This is a genomic window from Pedobacter terrae (assembly GCF_036946585.1).
GTDB classification, from domain to species: Bacteria; Bacteroidota; Bacteroidia; order Sphingobacteriales; family Sphingobacteriaceae; genus Pedobacter; species Pedobacter terrae_C.
Genome location: NZ_JAQIIV010000002.1, coordinates 453,167 through 472,596, shown reverse-complemented (window position 1 = coordinate 472,596; position 19,430 = coordinate 453,167). Strand labels below are relative to the sequence as shown.

The following is a 19,430-nucleotide window of genomic DNA, read 5'->3' as shown; positions in this document are numbered from 1 at the left end:
TCGTATTCAAAAAAAAAGTAACATTTTATGCAATGTCCAAGTGAATAGAGCTGGAATTCTATAATTAACAGCAGTCAGTTTACGCAAAATTGATGTTTTTAATTAAAAGAATAATTAAATTTTTTAATTCAAATAAATAAACGTTAATTAGACATTTATTTATTGTTATGAGCAACGCAAACTATGTAATTGGAGTAGATTACGGGTCAGATTCTGTCCGATCAGTTCTAGTCGATACCGCAAACGGAAAAGAAATCGCATCATCAGTTTTTCTTTATCCAAGATGGCAGAAAGGTTTATACTGTAAACCAGCTGTTAACCAGTTCCGCCAGCATCCCTTAGATTATATTGAAGGTTTAATCCACACCATAAAAGATTGCCTGGCCAAAGCCGGCGGTGCAGAAATTGCACGTTCGGTAAAAGGTATTTCGGTTGATACAACGGGCTCCAGCCCGGTTGCTGTTGATGCCACAGGTACTCCCCTGGCCTTAATACCTGGTTTTGAAGAAAACCCAAATGCCATGTTTGTGCTTTGGAAAGACCATACAGCCGTTAAAGAAGCAGCAGAAATTAATGAGCATGCGACTAAGTTTAAAACCAATTATTTAAAGTATGTAGGCGGAATTTATTCATCTGAATGGTTTTGGGCAAAGCTATTGCGTACCCTAAGAGTCGATCAGTCTATTCGGAATAGTGCGCAATCGTGGGTGGAACATTGTGATTGGGTGCCGTTTTTACTTTGTGGTGGTAAGGATGTGAGAACGATCAAAAGAAGTCGTTGCGCTGCCGGACACAAAGCATTATGGGCAGAAGAATTTAATGGCCTACCACCAGAAGATTTTTTTAGCAGCCTGGATCCGCTTTTGACTGGTTTCAGGGAAAAATTATTTAATGATACCGATACTTCTGATGTTGCCGCCGGAACTTTATGTGAAGAGTGGGCAAACAAATTAGGCTTAAATACTGATGTGGTAGTTGGTGTAGGTGCTTTTGATGCACACATGGGCGCAGTTGGCGGGCAAATTGAGCCTTATTATTTAAGTAAGGTAATGGGTACCAGTACCTGCGATATCTTAGTGGCTCCTAATCAGGATTTAGACGGTAAATTGATTAACGGGATCTGTGGACAGGTAAACGGTTCTGTAATTCCGGGTATGGCAGGTTTAGAGGCAGGTCAATCTGCTTTTGGCGATGTGTACGCCTGGTTCAAGAATTTAATCAGCTGGCCACTAAACCATTTGTTAACTGAATCTACATTAATTGATGAGGCTACAGCAATTACGTTAAAAGAGGAGCTGGAAGCTAAGATTATTGCCAATTTAAGCAAGCAGGCAGAAGCTTTAGATGATGAAGATTATGCAGAACTGGCTGTAGATTGGTTAAACGGAAGAAGAACACCGGATGCCAACCAAGAACTTAAAGGTGCAGTTACCGGTTTAGGTTTAGGCACTGATGCCCCACGTTTTTTCCGCGCATTGGCAGCAGCAACTTGTTTTGGTGCCAAAGCCATTGTAGATCGTTTTAAAGAACAAGGCGTACCTGTAAAAGGAATCATTGGTATTGGCGGTGTGGCTAAAAAATCGGCATATATTATGCAAATGATGGCTGATGTACTCGAAATGCCTATCCGGATTCACCGTTTTGAACACACCTGTGCTTTAGGTGCAGCCATGTTTGCCGCAGTGGCAGCGGGTATTTATCCAAATATTGAGGCTGCCATGCAAGCCATGGGCACTGGTTTTGAAAAGGAATACAAACCTAACGTGAAAAAGCAAAAGCTTTATCGCTCACATTACCAGCAATATCTAGGTCTGGGCCGTTATCTGGAGAAATATAGTAAAAAAGACGTTAAACCTTATTTATCATGAGCAACTATCAGGATATAAAGCAACAGGCTTACGAGGCCAATATGCAGCTCCCAAAATTAGGATTGGTACTGTTTACCTTCGGTAATGTAAGTGCTGCTGACCGTGCAAAAGGTGTATTTGCCATCAAACCCAGTGGTGTTCCTTATGAGGATTTAACACCTGAAAAAATGGTCATTGTAGATTTTGATGGGAACACGGTTGAAGGCACACTTCGCCCCTCTTCAGATACAAAGACCCATGCAGTTTTGTACAAACACTGGGAAGATATTGGTGGTGTAGTGCATACCCACTCTACTTACGGTACCGCATGGGCACAGGCACAAAAAGCCATTCCAATTTTTGGGACCACCCATGCCGATCATTTAACAGTAGATATTCCCTGTGCGCCACCAATGGACGACGCCATGATTAAGGGCAATTATGAATATGAAACGGGTTTTCAGATTATGAACCATTTTGAAAGCTTAGGCTTAAGCCATAAAGAAGTAGAAATGATTTTAGTTGGTAACCATGCGCCCTTTACCTGGGGTAAAACAGCAGAGAAAGCGGTTTATAATAGTGCCGTAATGGAAGCAGTCGCGCAAATGGCTTTATTAACGCAGCAGATCAATCCGCAGGCACCTAGGTTAAAAGAGTCATTAATTGAGAAACATTATGAGCGTAAGCACGGTGCGGGAGCTTATTACGGACAGAAGTAGTTAGTTTGGAGTCTGAAGTCCTCAGTCTGGAGTAAAGGAAAAGCGAATAGTCTAACTATCGGTTGGTGCTTCACCGAACGAAAAATAAAAAACCTCAGATTTTAAAAACATGTGAGGTTTGATTAAATAAATTAAAAACTATATAAAACATAATGATTGATTTAAAAAAATTACAAGTTTGGTTTATTACCGGTACACAACATTTGTACGGTGAAGAAACCTTAAAACAAGTAGCAGAACATGCACAGCAGGTTGCTGATTCGTTAAACCATAACCAAAATATCTCGTTTTCAATAGTTTACAAGCCGATTGTAAAAACTACCGAAGAGATTTTTGAAACTTTACAGCAAGCCAATATTGATGAAAACTGTATTGGAGTGATTACCTGGATGCATACCTTCTCTCCTGCTAAAATGTGGATCAGAGGCTTAAATGTATTACAAAAACCTTTGCTACACTTGCATACTCAATTTAACCGCGATATTCCATGGAATACCATTGACATGGATTTTATGAACCTGAATCAAAGTGCACATGGCGACCGCGAATTTGGTTTTATGATTTCGCGTATGCGTAAAGACCGTAAAGTGGTTGTTGGACATTGGCAGGATGAAGAGGTAGCAAAACAAATTGATACCTGGTGTAGGGCTGCTGCCGGATGGAACGATTGGCAAGGTGCTAAATTTGTCCGTTTTGGCGATAACATGCGCTTTGTTGCCGTTACTGATGGTGATAAGGTTGAAGCGGAACTGAAATTCGGTTTTTCTGTAAATACTTATGGTATTGGCGATTTAGTAGCTGTAATTAACGGAATTGATAAGGATGCTATCCAGGCCTTATTAAGCGAGTACGAAGCTACCTATGAAATGGCCGATGATTTAAAAGCTGGTGGTGCCAGACATCAATCGGTATATGATGCTGCTAAAATTGAGTTGGGATTACGTAAATTCTTGGTTGATGGTGGCTTTAAAGGTTTCTCAGATACTTTTGAAGATTTACATGGCATGATTCAGTTACCAGGTATTGCAGCGCAACGTTTAATGGCCGATGGTTATGGATTTGCAGGTGAAGGCGATTGGAAAACAGCAGCTTTGGTTCGTGCCTGTAAAGTAATGGGTGCTGGTTTACCAGGTGGAAATGCTTTTATGGAGGATTATACGTATCACTTCGATCCGGCAAATGCGATGGTATTGGGTTCACACATGCTGGAGGTTGATGCCAGTTTAGCATCTGGAAAGGCAAGTTTAGAGGTACACCCGCTTGGGATTGGTGGTAAGGCCGATCCGGCACGTTTGGTGTTTAATGTGGGTGGTGGCGACGCCCTGAATGCGTCTTTAATTGATATGGGTAACCGTTTCCGTTTACTGGTAAACGAAGTTAAAGCTGTGGAAGCGGAAAATGACCTGCCTAACCTACCTGTTGCACGTGTGCTTTGGAAACCACTTCCAGATATGAAAACAGGCTGTGCAGCATGGATTTATGCCGGTGGAGCGCACCATACCGCTTACAGTCAGAATTTAACTACCGAGCACTTATCTGACTTTGCCAATATTGCCGGTTTAGAATACATTAATATTGGCGCCGATACGAAAATCAATCAGTTCAGAAATGAATTGCATTGGAATGAGGTGTTTTATAAAGGTTAAGTTTAAAAAAACCTTAAATATACAAAAGCCGATAATGATTTAAATTATCGGCTTTTTTGTGTGATTATATTTTGAATTTTACTGCTGCGATGAAATCGCTATTCTCGTTCATCCGCGTTACAAACGCGGCCGATTTTATTGTTTTAATGCAATCATCACCCTGAACTCACGCCCGGCCAGTCGGACGGGTGTTTCAGAGTCTTTAAGTAAATATGCTGATTTCATAGATGCTTAAATAAATTCAGCATGATATCCTTTGGTTAAATTATGGCTATTGTCAAAATATTCATTTTAGTTGCCCTTCCGATTTGAGTATTCAGCTCCACATATGACAATATTTGTTAATATTTAGGCAAGAAGATAAAATTTTTAATTAAGAATATTTATTTTATTTGTAGTTGCATGCTAATCAAATTAATATCGACCGCATTAAGTAAGACTATATTGTTCAGGATGCCTAACCAAAAAAGTATATTAAATCATCAATCATTTAAACCAGAAACATGTTTTCACTCAAAAATAAAAAAGCAGTAGTTACAGGCGGTGGAAGTGGAATTGGCAGGGCTATAGCCACTATTCTGGCTAAGCAAGATGCCGAAGTGCACATTATTGAACTGGGTATTGCGCAGGCACAAGATACGCTTGACGAAATTAAGGCAGCTGGCAAACAGGCTTTTTGTTATGCATGCGACGTTTCAGATCACCAGGCTGTTAAAGCTGTTTTTGAACAGATTGGAAGCATCAATATTTTAGTCAATAATGCTGGTATTGCACACATTGGTAAAGCCGATACTACAGAAGAAAGTGATTTCGACCGCATCATGCGTGTAAATGTTAAAGGGGTTTACAATTGCTTATATGCTGCTATCCCGCAAATCCGCTTGACTGGCGGAGGTGTAATCATCAATATGGCCTCAATTGCAGCCCTTGTAGGCTTGCCGGATCGTTTTGCTTACAGTACGGCGAAAGGTGCAGTAAAAGCCATGACTATGAGCGTAGCGAAAGATTACATTGGAGAAAACATCAGGTGCAATTCTATCTCGCCAGCTAGGGTACATACGCCATTTGTTGACGGCTTTTTGCAGGAAAATTATCCGGATAACATTTCTGAAATGTTTGATAAGTTATCCAAAACCCAACCAATTGGCCGTATGGCCAAACCTGAAGAAATTGGTGCCCTGGCTTTGTACTTATGTAGCGATGAAGCATCATTTATTACCGGTTGTGATTACCCGATCGACGGCGGATTTACCACCCTAAACAACTAATAAAATACAATAAGGACCTTTTTAATATGAAATTAATACGATTCGGAGAAGCTGGTGCCGAAAAACCAGGTGTAATTATTAACGATAACTATTTTGATGTTTCGGCTTTAGTAACTGATTTTAATGAAGATTTTTTTAGTGGGGATGGCCTCGAAAAACTTAAGACAGCTATCCAATCTGCTGAATTACCCCAGGTAGATAAAAATGTACGTCTTGGCCCTGCTTTGGCCCGCCCTTCAAAAATAATTTGTGTGGGTTTAAATTATAAAGATCACGCAGCCGAAACCAATGCCCCTATCCCGGCAGAACCGATTCTATTCTTTAAAGCGACCTCGGCTATTGTAGGCCCTAATGATGATCTTATTATCCCTAAAAACAGTAAAAAGACCGATTGGGAAGTGGAATTAGCAATTGTTATTGGTAAAAAAGCCAGTTATGTAACGGAAGAAAACGCATTAGATCATATTGCAGGCTATGTATTGCATAATGATTACAGCGAGCGCGAATTTCAGTTGGAGCGTAATGGACAGTGGGTTAAGGGCAAAAGCTGTGACACTTTTGCACCAATCGGTCCATTTATAGCTACCCAGGATGAGATTGCCGATGTGCACAACCTTCGCCTTTGGTTAACCGTTAATGGCAAAACTTTACAGGACGGCAATACCGCTAACCTGATTTTTAATGTACCCTTTATGGTTTCATACATCAGCCAGTTTATGACCCTTTTACCTGGAGATGTAATTACTACTGGCACTCCTGCAGGTGTCGGCTTAGGACAAAAACCGGAGCCATGGTATTTAAAACCTGGCGATGTGGTAGAATTGGGTATTGAAGGCTTAGGTACCAGTAAACAAATTGTTAAAGCCTATAGCGAAAATTTTTAGTGAAATGATTGATACCCACGTACATTTTTGGAATTTTGATCCGATTAGGGATAATTGGATTACCGACGATATGAAGATCATCCGCAAAGATTTTGCTCCAGAAAACCTTTTGGATATTTATAGTGATTTAAATATTAAAGGATGTATTGCCGTGCAAGCATGTCAATCGGAAGAAGAAAATCATTTTCTTTTGAAACTGGCTGCTCAGCACGAGATTATAAAAGGTATTGTAGGCTGGGTTGATTTGCGTGATCCAGATCTTGCTGAACGTTTAAGCTACTGGCAAAACCACAAAATCATTAAAGGCTGGCGACATGTGTTACAGGCCGAGAACCGTGAATTTATCCTGAATGCTGCTTTTATTGCAGGTGTCAGGCAGTTAAAAAAATACAATTATACGTACGATTTATTGTGCTACCATAATCAATTGGAAGCAATTATACAAATGGTTGATCATATTCCCGATCAGCCATTTGTATTGGACCATTGTGGTAAACCCGATGTAAAAAGCCAGGATTTGAAAGAGTGGACTGCAAACATTAAAACTTTGTCGGCAAATCCAAATGTACAATGTAAAGTATCAGGCCTATTAGCTGAAGCCGATTGGCAAAACTGGAAGGAAAAAGAATTATTTAATTGTTTTGATGTCATATTTGAAGCATTTGGCCCTGAACGTGTAATGTATGGTAGCGATTGGCCGGTAATGTTGATCAGCAGGCCTTATCAGGAGTGGTTCAATCTGGTCAATAAATACACGGAAAAGTTTACTGTTGAAGAAAGAAGAATGATTTTCACAGATAATGCAAAAGAATTTTATGGTATTTAAAAGTGCTTTTGATTTTGCAATGAGCAGAAAAACAAATGTATAACCGATAGTACAGGACGGAGACCTCAATGGATTATGTTAGTTTTCGGTTTTAAAATGCCACGGCCACGACAATAAATTAATAATGAGCAAAAAAATTACTTTCCCATATCATTCTCAATATCCTTCTGTAGCCGACCTTAGAAGTAAAGCAAAAAGAAGAATACCCAAATTTGCATTCGATTATTTAGAAGGTGGCTGTAATGAAGGACTAAATCTGACCCGTAACGAAGCAGATTTCGACAATATATTCCTAAAACCAAACTATTTGCGTGTTGGTGGAGACATTGATATGTCGGTTGAGCTTTTTGGACGTAAGTACAGTGCGCCTTTTGGCATATCTCCCATCGGTTTGCAAGGTTTAATGTGGCCTAATGCGCCCGAAATTCTGGCCCGGGCTGCAGCCAGGCACGATATCCCGTACACATTAAGTACGGTATCAACCAGTAGTATCGAACGCATTGCGGAAGTTTCAGAAGGAAAAGCCTGGTTTCAACTCTATCATCCTACGGAAAACAAATTACGTGATGACATCTTATCCCGTTTGAAAGCAGTTGAGTGTCCGGTGTTGGTTGTTTTGGTAGACGTGCCTGCTTTCGGTTTGAGGTATAAGGAGATTAAAAGCGGCCTTTCCATACCACCTAAAATGTCGGTCAGCAATATTTTACAGGCATTTGCCAGACCGTTATGGGGCATTAGAACCTTGCAACATGGTATCCCCTCTTTTGCAACTTTAAAACCTTACATGGAAAAGGGAATGGACATGTCGCAGCTTGGACAGTTTATGAACAAAACCTTTACAGGGAAAGTTGATATCGAAAAGGTTTCCGCTATCCGTGAAATCTGGAAAGGCCCCCTGGTGTTAAAGGGAATAGCTACCGATGAAGATATGCAGGCCGCTATACAGATCGGAGTTGATGGCGTTATTGTTTCTAATCACGGCGGTAGGCAAATCGATGCGGGCGAATCATCCATCAATTCCCTAATTAAACTTGCAGAAAATGATGCTTATAAATCGAAACTTAAGATCATGCTGGATGGCGGAATCCGTTCAGGTGTTGATTTGGCAAGAGCACATGCCGTAGGTTCTGAATTTAACTTTATGGGCCGTCCGTTTATGTACGGCGTTGGGGCATTAGGGAATGAAGGTGGAGACCATACCATCAATATGTTTAAAACCCATTTGTACCAGATTATGCAGCAGTTAACCATAGAAAAGATTTCGCAATTTCCTGAAAGGTTGTTGTAATAAACTATCTAATGGTTGGTGTCGCATCAACCACCTTAATTTTATTTATTGGTGCTTAATCTGTTTCGGTCGGTGTTGACACTGATAAAAAAAGGCCTCACAGGCTTTTAAAACCTGAGAGGCCTATTATAGAATAAATCCTTAAACAATAATCTTATTTCGAGAACTTATAAGTAGTGCTTGTTTTATAAGTTTCACCTGGTTTAAGCACGGTTGATGCAAAGTTCGGGTGGTTTGGCGCATCAGGAAAATGTTGTGTTTCCAGGCAGAAAGCCGAGCGATGTGGGTACGATTTGCCGCCTTTACCATCTTTATCGGCTCCTGTTAAGAAGTTACCACTGTAGAACTGCAAGCCCGGTTCAGTGGTAATCACTGACAGAATAATACCTGTTTTACTGCTTTTTACCACAGCCACAGGCGCTTTACCATCATGGTGGGTTAGAGCAAAGTTATGGTCGTAACCTTTACCAAATTTTAACTGCTCATCATTATCGCCAATTTGCCTGCCAATTAATTTTGCTTTATTAAAATCGAAAGCGGTACCTGCAACTGGCTGTAATTTTCCGGTCGGGATCAATGTCGAATCAACCGGTGTGTACGTATTTGCATCAATCATCAGTTCATGATCCAAAATAGTACTATCGCCTTCGCCATTAAGGTTAAAATAGGCGTGGTTGGTTAAGTTTACAATAGTGGTTTTATCAGTAGTGGCTTCGTAATCAATCTGCAGTGAATTGTCATCAGTTAAAGTATAAGTTACCTTAACATCCAGTTTGCCTGGATAGCCGGCTTCACCGTCTTTAGAAACATAACTTAACTCCAGCTTTGTGCTATCCAGTTGTTTGGCATCCCAAACCTTACCGAAAAAACCATCCGTTCCACCGTGTAAGGTATTTACACCATCATTAAGCTGTAATTGATATGCCTTTCCGTCTAAAGTAAATTTACCTTTGCCAATGCGGTTTCCGTAACGGCCTATCAGGGCACCAAAATACGGCTCACCTTTTTTACGGTAGGCACCAATGCTATCATAGCCCAGTACTACGTCGGTTAATTTGTTGTTTTTATCGGGTACCAACAACGAAACTACACGTCCGCCATAATTTGTAATCGATACCGAAGCGCCTTGTTTATTTTTTAGGGTATAAAGTTTTACCTCTTTACCATCAATAGTGGTGCTGTATTTTAAAGAATCTTGCTGTGTGCTGCTTATTGTGCCTTGATCAGCTTTAGGATTACAGGCGCTGAAAGCAAGGGCTAAACATAAAGTAGCCAATGGTAATGCTTTTAGAAATGGTTTTTTCATCAGTTTATAATTTTTTAAGTTGATGAAGCGATCGTGATTTTTACATAGCAAAACTCCTGATGCTTGCATATAGATTTATTTTTGGTCACGGCTAAAGTAGTAAAAAATAATTAACGTCAGCTTAACGATTATCATATTATTTCTGTTAATATTGATGATCATTCCCTACATCCAAAAAAATCATATAATTTAGCAAGAATATGCGCGATTTAAATTTCAGGCCTAAAGCTTTTCTGTTTGATTTAAACGGTACCATGATTAACGACATGGAGTACCACACCCTGGCCTGGTACAGTATCATGACCGAAGATTTAGGAGCAGACCTTGACTATGCAAGCGTAAAAAAAGAAATGTACGGCAAAAACCACGAAGTGCTGGAGCGCGTTTTTGGAAAGGATAAATTTAGTCCCGAAGAAGTAGAACAGCTTTCGGTAGAAAAGGAAAAGCGCTATCAAGCTGGTTATTTACCGCATTTGGCTTTAATTGCCGGTTTGGACGATTTTTTAGCGCGGGCTAAGGCCGCACAGATTCCAATGGCCATTGGCTCGGCAGCCATTCCTTTTAATATTGATTTTGTAATAGATGGTTTGAACATCCGACATTACCTGGATGCGATAGTAAGTGCAGACGATGTGCAAATGAGCAAACCTGATCCGGAAACCTTCCTGAAAGCTGCTGCTGCTCTTGGTGTTGCACCGGACGATTGCCTGGTTTTTGAGGATGCGCCCAAGGGTGTAGAATCAGCTTTGAATGCGGGTATGCCATGTATGGTGTTAACGACTACGCACGCTGCTGAAGAATTTAAAGGTTATTCAAATATTTTGGGTTATATTACCGATTACAACGATGCTAAATTAAATCTGCTTTTTTAAAAATGGGAAAATACATAAACCAGAAACCTGTATTGGTTGCTGTTGACTGCATTATTTTTGGTTACGATGGCGAACATCTGAAACTTTTGGTTATTAAAAGGGCTATTGAACCCATAAAAGATCAATGGAGTTTAATGGGAGGCTTTATCGGCGAAAATGAAAACCTGGATGGTGCTGCAAAACGGATTCTTTTAGAACTTACCGGCCTCCATGATGTCTATTTAGAGCAATTTCACGCTTATGGTAGTCCCGATCGTGATCCGATTGAACGTACGGTATCCGTAGTATATTTTGCGCTAATTGACATCAATAAATACAGCAAACAGATTAACGATCAGTACCACGCCGAATGGTTTAAGGTTAAAGAAGTACCTGAACTGATTTTCGACCATAACCTAATGGTTAAAGCGGCAATGGATAAAATCCGTTATCAGGCTGCCCTCCACCCTGTTTTATTTGAGTTGTTACCAAAACGTTTTACCATACCACAACTACAGGCTTTATATGAACAAGTGTATGATACACCGATTGATAACCGCAACTTTATCCGTAAGATAACCGCCAGTGGTTTGCTCATCAAACAAAATGAGAAAGATAAATCAAGCTCCAGGCGCGGTGCTTTCTACTTTAAGCTTGATAAAAATAAACATAAAGCGCAGTTTCAGTCGTTTTTGAACTTTATACCTAAAGTAGCCAAATAAAAATTTCAGTTTATTAACTGTGATTTTTCTATTGGATAATTTTTTTTAAAAATTAAGTATAAAATATTTTCAGGCTTAGCGATTTTAAATGAATGGATTATAAATAGATAACCTATTTTCGCCGTTAAGGGCTAAAACATTTTTAGGAAAATATTTGCAAAGCAAGTATTAATCTCTATATTTGCACCTCCTTAAACAAAAGGAAATGATTCCGTAGCTCAGCTGGTAGAGCATTACACTTTTAATGTAGTGGTCCTGGGTTCGAATCCCAGCGGGATCACGAAAGGCGCAAGAAATTGCGCCTTTTCTGTTTAAAAGACTTTTTAAACTACGATTCGCAAAAAATAATAGGTCATTTCTAACCATAATAATCCAATACAACTGGTGCCCATTTTGGTGCCCAAATGCATTAGGTAAATTTGGGCACCAGTTATCAAGAATATCTTGAATAACATTTGAAGGACAATCTGAAACAACATGTTTTACTAAAAGATTGAGAAATGAGAAGTAACCAAACCCTAAAAATCCTGTTCTGGCACCGCAAATCAAAAGCGGACTTAAAAGATTATGCCCCTATCATTTGTAGAATTACTATTGATGGCAAAGACGCTGAATTTTCGACTGGGCAAAAAGTCCATATCAACAATTGGGACGTCCAGTTGAAGAAAGTCGTTAGATTGGAAAATGCAAAGAAGATTAATTCCGAACTTAATCGTATATCCAGTGTTTTGGAAGTCAACTTTACAGTTTTAAAAACCAAGTATGAATATATTACTCCAACAATGTTAAAAAATTCATACAAAAATATTACGATTGAAAGCCACGGACAGATAAAGTCGCATAATCTGGACAAGGTGTCCTCATTATTGGAATTGGTCGATTTCCATATCAAGGAATTTGAAAGGCTAGTAGAGAAGTCCTTGAGGTCAAAAGAGACCTTGAAACAATGGAAGGCCACCAAGAATAAGATTTTAGAATTTCTACAGGTAGAATTTAAGGTAAATGATATGGATTTATCAGATGTTGAATACTCTTTTGCCCAAAAACTTTATAACTATCTTGTCTTAAAAAGATGCCCAACATTAGGAGATGCTGCTGCGATGAAGCAGATTAAGAACCTAAAACAGATATTGAATATAGCTGAAGCAAATCAATGGTTATTAAAAAATCCTATTGAAAAATTCAAGTGTGGTTCGGAAGATCCAGAAATAATACCTCTTGAAATCTCTGAGGTTGAAAAGTTATGGCGTAAGAAACTTACAATTGATCGTCTAATAAAGGTCAGAGATGCATTTATTTTCCAATGCTTCACAGGTTTTGCCTATCAAGATATCTATAGCCTCAGCAAAGACCATATTATATATGTGGGATCAGATAAAGAAAAATGGCTTGTGAAAGAGCGTGGGAAAACAAAGGTAATAGAAATGGTTCCCGTTTTACCGATTGTCGATGAGTTGATTCAAAAATACGAAAAAGCGCCATATTGCAAGATACATAACCGTTTAATACCCATTAACAGTAATTTAAGGTACAATTCTTATCTGAAGGAACTTTCCGATTTATGTGGTATTGGAAGGCCGTTGAACAGCCACCTTGCACGTCATACTTTTGCAGATATGATGCTGAATGTACTTCAATTTCCTTTGGAAGACGTGAGCAAAATGCTAGGTCATAAAAATATCCGAACGACTCAGAGATATGCAAGAATCAAGAAAAGTCGGATTGGAAAAAAGATGAACGAAGTAAAATGCCTAATATTTGATGATAGAGGTAAACTTAAGCGTTTCTCCCATTAAAAGTTAATATCATGGCATGATCTTTTTGGCACCCCTTATGAGGAATACTTTGAACATTTAAATTGCTTTCAATTGCTCTTAGAGCCTATAATTGAAGATTTAAAGAAAAAAAAGTTCATATAATTTGCATCTAAATTTAAGTCTTGTCAAAGTAGTACATACCTTGACAAGATTGTTTTAGAACTAAAAAGTTGATAAATATGATATTCAACTTTATTATGATAAGTCGTATAAAAGTTATTCAAAAGTGATTAAAGATTATTTCAAAATATGTGTTGAAGTATTACCAAGTGATAAAACTTCCTGTAATTTTTTTGTATTCCGAAGTCATCATTGCTTCTGAATCTTTTGGAATATTGGTAATGAGGTAATCCAAAACCTCTTGGTATTTTGGTGTTACTGCAGTACTTCGTAGCTGCTTTAATATTTGCATAAATTGATTTATTGAAATACTATTTCTGAGCTTAGTTCTCACTTTGATCTTTGTTATGAGGGCAAAAAAAGCTGGAAGAAAATCTTCTCGCATTAAACTAAAAAATTTTTCATATAACGGCTTGCTTTTTGGAGAAACTCCGTTTTCGTAGTTATAGCCTCTACCAATCCTACATCTAGTTATTATATCAATTAGCTCTTCTGCTATTTCAACTGGAAGATCCTTTGGAGAATCAATAAAAGTCATGATTTTTGTAATAATAGGATATTCATAATAATAATTATCATATCCAGAATGAGCAGATTCTAAGTCATCAACTAATCCACTTAAAGCTGATATAACCTCTGACTTTGGCAGGAAATTATTTCCTTGAACTAAATCAAAAAATTCACTGGCTTTTTCTAATTTATATACGTGAAGGTTTGTTTTATAGCCTTGAAGTGTAATACCTAACTTTCTCTTCAAAGCTTCATTTGAATTTGACCACAATGTGGGTGCTAACAGAGATATATTTTTCCTTAATGTTGTAGTTGTTTGCGAATCAATGTACAGCCCAAAAAAAGTTTGTAATATTCGACTGCATTGATGCGAATTAAGCTTATTTAATTCAGGTATTACGCTGTCAAGGGTATTTTGATCTAATACTACAGCATGATTTTTGAAATTATCTACGAAGCCCTTAATTTGGATAGCCCTATCAGACGGTTGATCATGCAGTACTTCTTTTACACAAGTTGTCAACCAACCAAGCAATTCGTAAGCATTTATAACGGCATTCGTTGGGTGAGATATACCGATATCATTTCTCATATCGAGTATGTGGCAAAGCTTCTTATAGGTAGTATCACCAATTAGCTCAAGCTTTTTACTAGCATCTAGAAGAGTACGATCTTTAATTCCACTAAGGTCTTCCTCTGTTGCATAAGAAGCTCTTATATTAGCACCAACTGCAGCATCATAAAACATATCTAAACCATAAGCAATAGCTTTTTTACGTAGTGCTAAAGTAACCTCATTCCATATTGCATTTAGCGAGTAATCAAACAAACCGAAACCTGCACCAACGACATATTTAGACAAATATCTTGCGTCGTGTTTTACTTCATCAGGAAGATTAAAAATCAATTCAGGAAGGTTTTTATTAATTATTGCTCTCGCTTCATCAGTAGCAATAATGTTATCCGAGGGCAGTCCTATCGCATCTAAAAGACCTACAATATTTTTTTCTTTAATGCCCGCGGCAATTTCAGAATTTTCAAGTTTGGATAAATCTCCCATATATTTTAGCGTTTATTTACAAGTTTAGGTAAAAGGAACATCGTCAGGCTCAGCAAGTTTACTAGCAAGGAAATCTTTTGTCATAATTTCGGTTAAGAATGTTTTTGCTGTTGCATCTTCAGAAATAATTTGATTAGAATCCCGTAATTTTAAAGTTGCTGATATTTCATTGGAGGCTTCGACAGTAGATTTTTTTCCAAATAATGGACTTATGTTCAAAATTCTAAGCTCTGTTCTCGAATTTAATGCTTGCGAGAATATATTATTAACATAATCATCTGCATAAGAATATCCGATAACGACAATCAATTTAGCTTCATTCAAGCATGCTTCCCTCAACTTAGATGAATAATAAAAATAGGGATCAACTGAGGTCATCTTATGTTGAATACCGAAAATAAGCTCTGGATTCTGTTCTTGACGTTCGCTTTTCATCAATTTATTTCCTACATCAATATACCAGTCAATTGAACCATGAAGTTTATAGAGATTATAACTTTTGTCGTGGTAGTTTTCAAAATTTGAATAGTGCCATTCATTTGTACCTTTTGTAAAACCCAATTCTATCTCCTTTTCCCTACCTACCACTGTTTCAAAGCAAAGGTCATAATTTAATGTGAATGCCTTTATTAAAGTTCCTATCTCACTTGCCAGAGCACTAAATGAAGTAAAATAATTTGCATTGTCGTAATTTCTTAGGCCAACCCACTCATTTAATTGCTTTCTTATTATTTTCTTGAATTTGGTAACGTTTTCAAAATTCAATCCTGCAAGATCTAATAATCTTATGTTCCACGTTCCAATGAAAGGATACATAATGTTACGTTCACGTTCTTCTATCTGAGAAATAACAACAAGAAGTCTTTCTACATTGAATGGTTCGTTAAATTTGCCCATGATGCCATCCGAATACTGGATACTGCTTCTTAAATAAAAATAAAGATCCTTAAAAGGTTTCCAGTCATCATCTTTAGTTATCAATTCTTCAATTTCTTCAACCATTTTATTGGAAATTGGTATTCCAGCCTCGAGACTAGCACCTGCCCCAAAAAGAAATATTAAATCTTCCCCTTTTATTTCCATTTTATCTATTTATAAAAACCAAGGTCGTTCATTTGACAAAATACTTTCATCGTAACTGTCAAGTGTTTCAAAAGCCTTTGTATATTTTGCAATAATTTGAGAATAGTATATAGAAATTGGTATTGACTTGGCATTGAATCCACGCCAATTAGCACCTGATAGATTTAAAACATCCTGAAGATATTTACGTTCGTCAAAAGATTTAGTTCCGGGAAGATTTAAAAACTGAATATGTACCGGGTTACCCATTCTCTTATCTACAATTTCCTTTCCATACAATAATCCCTCAAACCAAACTAAGTATTCATTTCTAGAAAGCTTGATAAAACTGCTTTCATAAGGAACATAAGTATTGTGAGTACTATAACCAAAAAACTTATTATCTAAGTTTATTTTTATAACGATAAATTCCATGGAAGAAACTTGTGCCAATGCTTTTGTGAGTGCTTCGATTTCTCTATGTTTAATTTTGAAAGGAAGATGTAATACACATGAAGTATAATTGCTATACTTACCTGAATTTAATAAGTTCACAAGATTACTTTGAAGTTTTTCTAGATAATGAGAGTGTTCTGTTTCATCGGCTAAAACCTCTAAGCTTTTGTATAGACCACTTGAATCTAAACACACAGAATAGGCAAAATATTTTGAAACTTCTCCGGTTTCATGATCTATTTTATGTGAACTACCAATACCTAAAATAAGACAATTTGTGTTGCTAGGTTTAACAATCCAAGGTATGCCACCCAATTTTGAAAAGATTGCAAGTGCAACATTTGATGTAGACCACTTTAAGGAATTCTTCTCGCCCAAGGTTCTATAATTGACAACCTGCAATGGAATATCTTCCTTAATAAAATTATACTTTAGATAATAATAGTTTGGAGATGTGGTGATTTTATTCTCTTCATCATGATCCTCAACGAATATTCCTATTACTTTTTCATAACCAAAGGCTAAATTTTTTACTGTTTGAGCAACATTTTTCAACTCATTTTGATCATTTGAATTCAAACTTATTTGCTTGACGTTACTTAATCCGAATTTAAGTTTAAACATTGACTCGAAACCGGAGAAAGTACCTGGATTAAGCTTACCTAATAAGCTTAGATACAATTGATTTGCAAAAGACTTAAATCTAGTTTCAAAAATAAAGACAAATAAAACATCCTGATCAATCTTTTTAAAAGGCCCATAATTCCTTAAACCTTGGAATTGAGAATACGCGGCGTTGTTTATATTAAAAAGATATTCTTTTTTGCCAAGCAGGAAACTAGGCACTTCTGTTAGTTGATTAGATATTTCTAATGGCAAATCATTACCAATTTGGATTCTTGCCCAACTGGGATAGGAATTTGAAATAAAATTTTGAATAATATGATATTTATCAGAATAGTAATTTTTATTACTTCTGAAATTATCATCTAAACTCAAACTTAATCGTTGAACATGCTTATTGAAAACAACATCTTTATTTTTAGCAAATTTAAAATCTATCAAAAAACCAAATTTATTCTGCTCCTCCAAATAATAAGGTGTTAAAACTATAATTCTATTTCCTTCAGCAAACTCTTCCAGTACAAATTCTATTTGTTCGTCAGTAAAAGACTTGTAATGATAAAATTTATAGGTATTGGAAGAATTACTTATAGAAGAAAGCAATCTTAAAAGCAAGAATTTCTTTGTTAATCCAATGAAATCGTGTGATGAAACTTTATAAGGTTCAAAATTTTGGTCGCTAGAGAATGATATTATATAATTGCACCGCAATTGGGTTTCCTCATTAGTGAATGAGTAAGCCATCTGTGTTTTATCAAGCTTCTCACCAACATCTTTTGGTTTACGAAAAACTGTGAAGCTAAAAGAACTGTCACTGAGAGCGAGAAAATTTAATCTTATTTGAGCCATCCCAAAAATGTCTTTTTATAATTTATTATTTGAAAAAAATTATCGAATAATAAAATGCAATATAAAAAGATTTCAAAATTTTACATCACTACTCTTTTCAACAAATGAATTTTTACACAACTTAAAATATATTGATGCCCGCAAGGGCCGCCCGAAATTTTGGGCATAATCAAAGCACTAAGAGCAATCTGCCCTTAGTGCCTAATTAAGTGTAGAAAATGGATTAATTCAACGCATTTACGCCAATCCTCGCAAAACCATTGCACAAATCAAATGTTGCTTGCGCCTTTCCCAATGCATTTCCAGACATAATCGAATTAAATTTTGCTTCGTCGGTCTTGTAATTTTTTACGTTCTGAAAATATCCAGTAACGGAATTGTAAGCACCAAACAAAGTTCCCTTCGTGGTCTCGAACTGCTGTGTCGGGCTAGTCTCGGCATATTCCAAAACCTTGTCTACGGTATTGGTAAACAGAGTTGAAAACTCGTCAATCTTGCCTTTCTTTAGATTTTCCAATATTTCTTTATTTGGCGCCATAGCCATTTGCACCAACTTCTTAACCTGCTTATCGGTAATCTTGACCTTTGCCCACTGGTTAAAAATCTGCTCCATTTCTCCACCCAATTGGTTGGTGATGCCTAACAGTTGGTGTGCCTGTTTCAACCGTTCGTGTGCGCTTGCGGTATGTCGTATTTTTATCGCCCCTTTTTGGTTTCGCAATCCGGCATTCAACGTATTTTGGCAACAAATCCTAATTGGTGTAAAAGAAGCGTTTATACTTCCAAAACCATCGTGCGAAGTGGTCAAAAACAAATATTGTTCAATTACATCATTTCTTCCCACCTTGATAAATTCGGGCAATTTTGCCGTTATAAAAATCCGCTCCCCCTTACCTAATGCTCCCGCGGTCTCGTACATAATCCCATTTCCACCGCCAACGATACTATCAAAGAACGAAAAGGCGTCCACATTCTGTACCACTTCGTAATCTCTACCGACTACGCCCAAAACCTGCTCGGTATCGATGCGGACGGTGGCAAAATAGTCCGGGACTTCTATTTCCGAATGTACCAAAAAATCGGGTTCGTCCTCGTTTGGCTGTCCGTTGTCAACTGTAAACAACCTACGTTTTTCGACCGTATAGTTTAAACCTGCGTGTTTGATGGCTTCCGCGCTTGTCGGATAGTCCTCTATGATCGTGCCCAGACTGTGCCACGCTTTTTGCTTCACACTAAAAAAGCTATGCTTTTCGGTCTTGCTATTATAATTTATGTTGTGTGCCATGATTGATATTTTTAATGTTCCTAACCCTTGATAATAAAATCTCCGTTTCCAGTACATTGATATTTGCCGTATCGCTAAGGGTCATTTTCGATTGGGTCTCTACCTCGTGTACGATATCTGATAGCTGTTTAAGGTCTGCGTGGACTGCCACACGTACCATGATAAAAATCGTTTCGTATTTCATCGTTTTTGGATATGTTGTTTCTTGAACTTGTCGAGTTGCTGATAAAAAGCATTCGGGTTTTCCTCCTCGAATTCTAAGCCGTAGCCAGTCCAGTACAAGTGGTCTA

Annotated in this window: 16 protein-coding genes and 1 tRNA gene; 11 read left to right on the top strand and 6 right to left on the bottom strand. The window is 37.6% G+C overall.

Features of this window, described 5'->3' with window-relative positions; translation table 11 throughout:
- The first annotated feature begins 167 nt into the window (after nucleotides 1–167).
- The 7 genes from PGN18_RS04595 (at nucleotide 168) to PGN18_RS04565 (ending at nucleotide 8,478) form a co-directional block, all read left to right on the top strand.
- Entirely contained in the window at nucleotides 168–1,868 is a 1,701-nt protein-coding gene (locus PGN18_RS04595) for a ribulokinase (RefSeq protein WP_335318178.1), read from the top strand.
- The gene (locus PGN18_RS04590) at nucleotides 1,865–2,566 is read left to right on the top strand and encodes an L-ribulose-5-phosphate 4-epimerase (protein WP_335318177.1); all 702 of its coding nucleotides are present in this window, start codon (nucleotides 1,865–1,867) and stop codon (nucleotides 2,564–2,566) included. The genes PGN18_RS04595 and PGN18_RS04590 overlap by 4 nt, the downstream gene beginning before the upstream one ends.
- A gap of 152 nt (nucleotides 2,567–2,718) precedes the next feature.
- Nucleotides 2,719–4,212, top strand: a complete 1,494-nt coding sequence (gene araA, locus PGN18_RS04585) for an L-arabinose isomerase (protein WP_335318176.1) — start codon at nucleotides 2,719–2,721, stop codon at nucleotides 4,210–4,212.
- A 503-nt stretch (nucleotides 4,213–4,715) separates the two neighbouring features.
- On the top strand, nucleotides 4,716–5,480 hold the full coding sequence (locus PGN18_RS04580; RefSeq protein WP_335318175.1) for an SDR family NAD(P)-dependent oxidoreductase: 765 nt from the start codon (nucleotides 4,716–4,718) through the stop codon (nucleotides 5,478–5,480).
- Nucleotides 5,481–5,506: 26 nt separating this feature from the next.
- A complete protein-coding gene (locus PGN18_RS04575; protein WP_335318174.1) occupies nucleotides 5,507–6,364 on the top strand; it encodes a fumarylacetoacetate hydrolase family protein in 858 nt (285 codons plus the stop codon).
- Between the two features lie 4 nt (nucleotides 6,365–6,368).
- A complete protein-coding gene (locus PGN18_RS04570; RefSeq protein WP_335318173.1) occupies nucleotides 6,369–7,190 on the top strand; it encodes an amidohydrolase family protein in 822 nt (273 codons plus the stop codon).
- Between the two features lie 124 nt (nucleotides 7,191–7,314).
- A complete protein-coding gene (locus PGN18_RS04565) occupies nucleotides 7,315–8,478 on the top strand; it encodes an alpha-hydroxy acid oxidase (protein WP_335318172.1) in 1,164 nt (387 codons plus the stop codon).
- 154 nt (nucleotides 8,479–8,632) lie between these two features.
- Here PGN18_RS04565 and PGN18_RS04560 read toward each other — a convergent pair whose 3' ends face one another.
- Complete coding sequence (locus PGN18_RS04560; RefSeq protein ID WP_335318171.1) at nucleotides 8,633–9,784, bottom strand: aldose epimerase family protein; 1,152 nt, start codon at nucleotides 9,782–9,784, stop codon at nucleotides 8,633–8,635.
- 200 nt (nucleotides 9,785–9,984) lie between these two features.
- On the opposite strand from PGN18_RS04560, the gene PGN18_RS04555 reads away from it, so the two are divergent.
- From PGN18_RS04555 to PGN18_RS04540, 4 genes are all read left to right on the top strand, one after another.
- Nucleotides 9,985–10,656, top strand: a complete 672-nt coding sequence (locus tag PGN18_RS04555) for an HAD family hydrolase (protein WP_335318170.1) — start codon at nucleotides 9,985–9,987, stop codon at nucleotides 10,654–10,656.
- Nucleotides 10,657–10,658: 2 nt separating this feature from the next.
- Nucleotides 10,659–11,357, top strand: a complete 699-nt coding sequence (locus PGN18_RS04550; protein ID WP_335318169.1) for an NUDIX hydrolase — start codon at nucleotides 10,659–10,661, stop codon at nucleotides 11,355–11,357.
- A 207-nt stretch (nucleotides 11,358–11,564) separates the two neighbouring features.
- A tRNA-Lys gene (locus PGN18_RS04545) sits at nucleotides 11,565–11,637 on the top strand.
- Between the two features lie 220 nt (nucleotides 11,638–11,857).
- Nucleotides 11,858–13,153, top strand: a complete 1,296-nt coding sequence (locus tag PGN18_RS04540; RefSeq protein WP_335318168.1) for a site-specific integrase — start codon at nucleotides 11,858–11,860, stop codon at nucleotides 13,151–13,153.
- Nucleotides 13,154–13,436: 283 nt separating this feature from the next.
- Here PGN18_RS04540 and PGN18_RS04535 read toward each other — a convergent pair whose 3' ends face one another.
- The 5 genes from PGN18_RS04535 to PGN18_RS04515 all read right to left on the bottom strand — a co-directional run bounded on the left by PGN18_RS04535 (nucleotide 13,437) and on the right by PGN18_RS04515 (nucleotide 19,324).
- Nucleotides 13,437–14,864 (bottom strand): hypothetical protein, encoded by a 1,428-nt coding sequence (locus tag PGN18_RS04535; protein ID WP_335318167.1) that lies wholly within the window; start codon nucleotides 14,862–14,864, stop codon nucleotides 13,437–13,439.
- A 24-nt stretch (nucleotides 14,865–14,888) separates the two neighbouring features.
- The gene (locus PGN18_RS04530; protein ID WP_335318166.1) at nucleotides 14,889–15,947 is read right to left on the bottom strand and encodes an SIR2 family protein; all 1,059 of its coding nucleotides are present in this window, start codon (nucleotides 15,945–15,947) and stop codon (nucleotides 14,889–14,891) included.
- 9 nt (nucleotides 15,948–15,956) lie between these two features.
- Nucleotides 15,957–17,855, bottom strand: coding sequence for a Piwi domain-containing protein (locus PGN18_RS04525; RefSeq protein WP_335318165.1), 1,899 nt, complete (start codon nucleotides 17,853–17,855; stop codon nucleotides 15,957–15,959).
- 223 nt (nucleotides 17,856–18,078) lie between these two features.
- A complete protein-coding gene (locus PGN18_RS04520) occupies nucleotides 18,079–19,140 on the bottom strand; it encodes a DUF932 domain-containing protein (protein ID WP_335318164.1) in 1,062 nt (353 codons plus the stop codon).
- Nucleotides 19,118–19,324 (bottom strand): hypothetical protein, encoded by a 207-nt coding sequence (locus PGN18_RS04515; protein WP_335318163.1) that lies wholly within the window; start codon nucleotides 19,322–19,324, stop codon nucleotides 19,118–19,120. Before PGN18_RS04515 ends, PGN18_RS04520 begins: the two co-directional genes overlap by 23 nt.
- Nucleotides 19,325–19,430: the final 106 nt, after the last annotated feature.

What these genes read in the sequence shown, in the direction of transcription:
- PGN18_RS04595 (WP_335318178.1), top strand. Translation starts at nt 168, where the DNA reads ATGAGCAACGCAAACTATGTAATTGGAGTAGATTACGGGTCAGATTCT.
- PGN18_RS04590 (WP_335318177.1), top strand. Translation starts at nt 1,865, where the DNA reads ATGAGCAACTATCAGGATATAAAGCAACAGGCTTACGAGGCCAATATG.
- araA (WP_335318176.1), top strand. Translation starts at nt 2,719, where the DNA reads ATGATTGATTTAAAAAAATTACAAGTTTGGTTTATTACCGGTACACAA.
- PGN18_RS04580 (WP_335318175.1), top strand. Translation starts at nt 4,716, where the DNA reads ATGTTTTCACTCAAAAATAAAAAAGCAGTAGTTACAGGCGGTGGAAGT.
- PGN18_RS04575 (WP_335318174.1), top strand. Translation starts at nt 5,507, where the DNA reads ATGAAATTAATACGATTCGGAGAAGCTGGTGCCGAAAAACCAGGTGTA.
- PGN18_RS04570 (WP_335318173.1), top strand. Translation starts at nt 6,369, where the DNA reads ATGATTGATACCCACGTACATTTTTGGAATTTTGATCCGATTAGGGAT.
- PGN18_RS04565 (WP_335318172.1), top strand. Translation starts at nt 7,315, where the DNA reads ATGAGCAAAAAAATTACTTTCCCATATCATTCTCAATATCCTTCTGTA.
- PGN18_RS04560 (WP_335318171.1), bottom strand. Translation starts at nt 9,784, where the DNA reads ATGAAAAAACCATTTCTAAAAGCATTACCATTGGCTACTTTATGTTTA.
- PGN18_RS04555 (WP_335318170.1), top strand. Translation starts at nt 9,985, where the DNA reads ATGCGCGATTTAAATTTCAGGCCTAAAGCTTTTCTGTTTGATTTAAAC.
- PGN18_RS04550 (WP_335318169.1), top strand. Translation starts at nt 10,659, where the DNA reads ATGGGAAAATACATAAACCAGAAACCTGTATTGGTTGCTGTTGACTGC.
- PGN18_RS04540 (WP_335318168.1), top strand. Translation starts at nt 11,858, where the DNA reads ATGAGAAGTAACCAAACCCTAAAAATCCTGTTCTGGCACCGCAAATCA.
- PGN18_RS04535 (WP_335318167.1), bottom strand. Translation starts at nt 14,864, where the DNA reads ATGGGAGATTTATCCAAACTTGAAAATTCTGAAATTGCCGCGGGCATT.
- PGN18_RS04530 (WP_335318166.1), bottom strand. Translation starts at nt 15,947, where the DNA reads ATGGAAATAAAAGGGGAAGATTTAATATTTCTTTTTGGGGCAGGTGCT.
- PGN18_RS04525 (WP_335318165.1), bottom strand. Translation starts at nt 17,855, where the DNA reads ATGGCTCAAATAAGATTAAATTTTCTCGCTCTCAGTGACAGTTCTTTT.
- PGN18_RS04520 (WP_335318164.1), bottom strand. Translation starts at nt 19,140, where the DNA reads ATGGCACACAACATAAATTATAATAGCAAGACCGAAAAGCATAGCTTT.
- PGN18_RS04515 (WP_335318163.1), bottom strand. Translation starts at nt 19,324, where the DNA reads ATGAAATACGAAACGATTTTTATCATGGTACGTGTGGCAGTCCACGCA.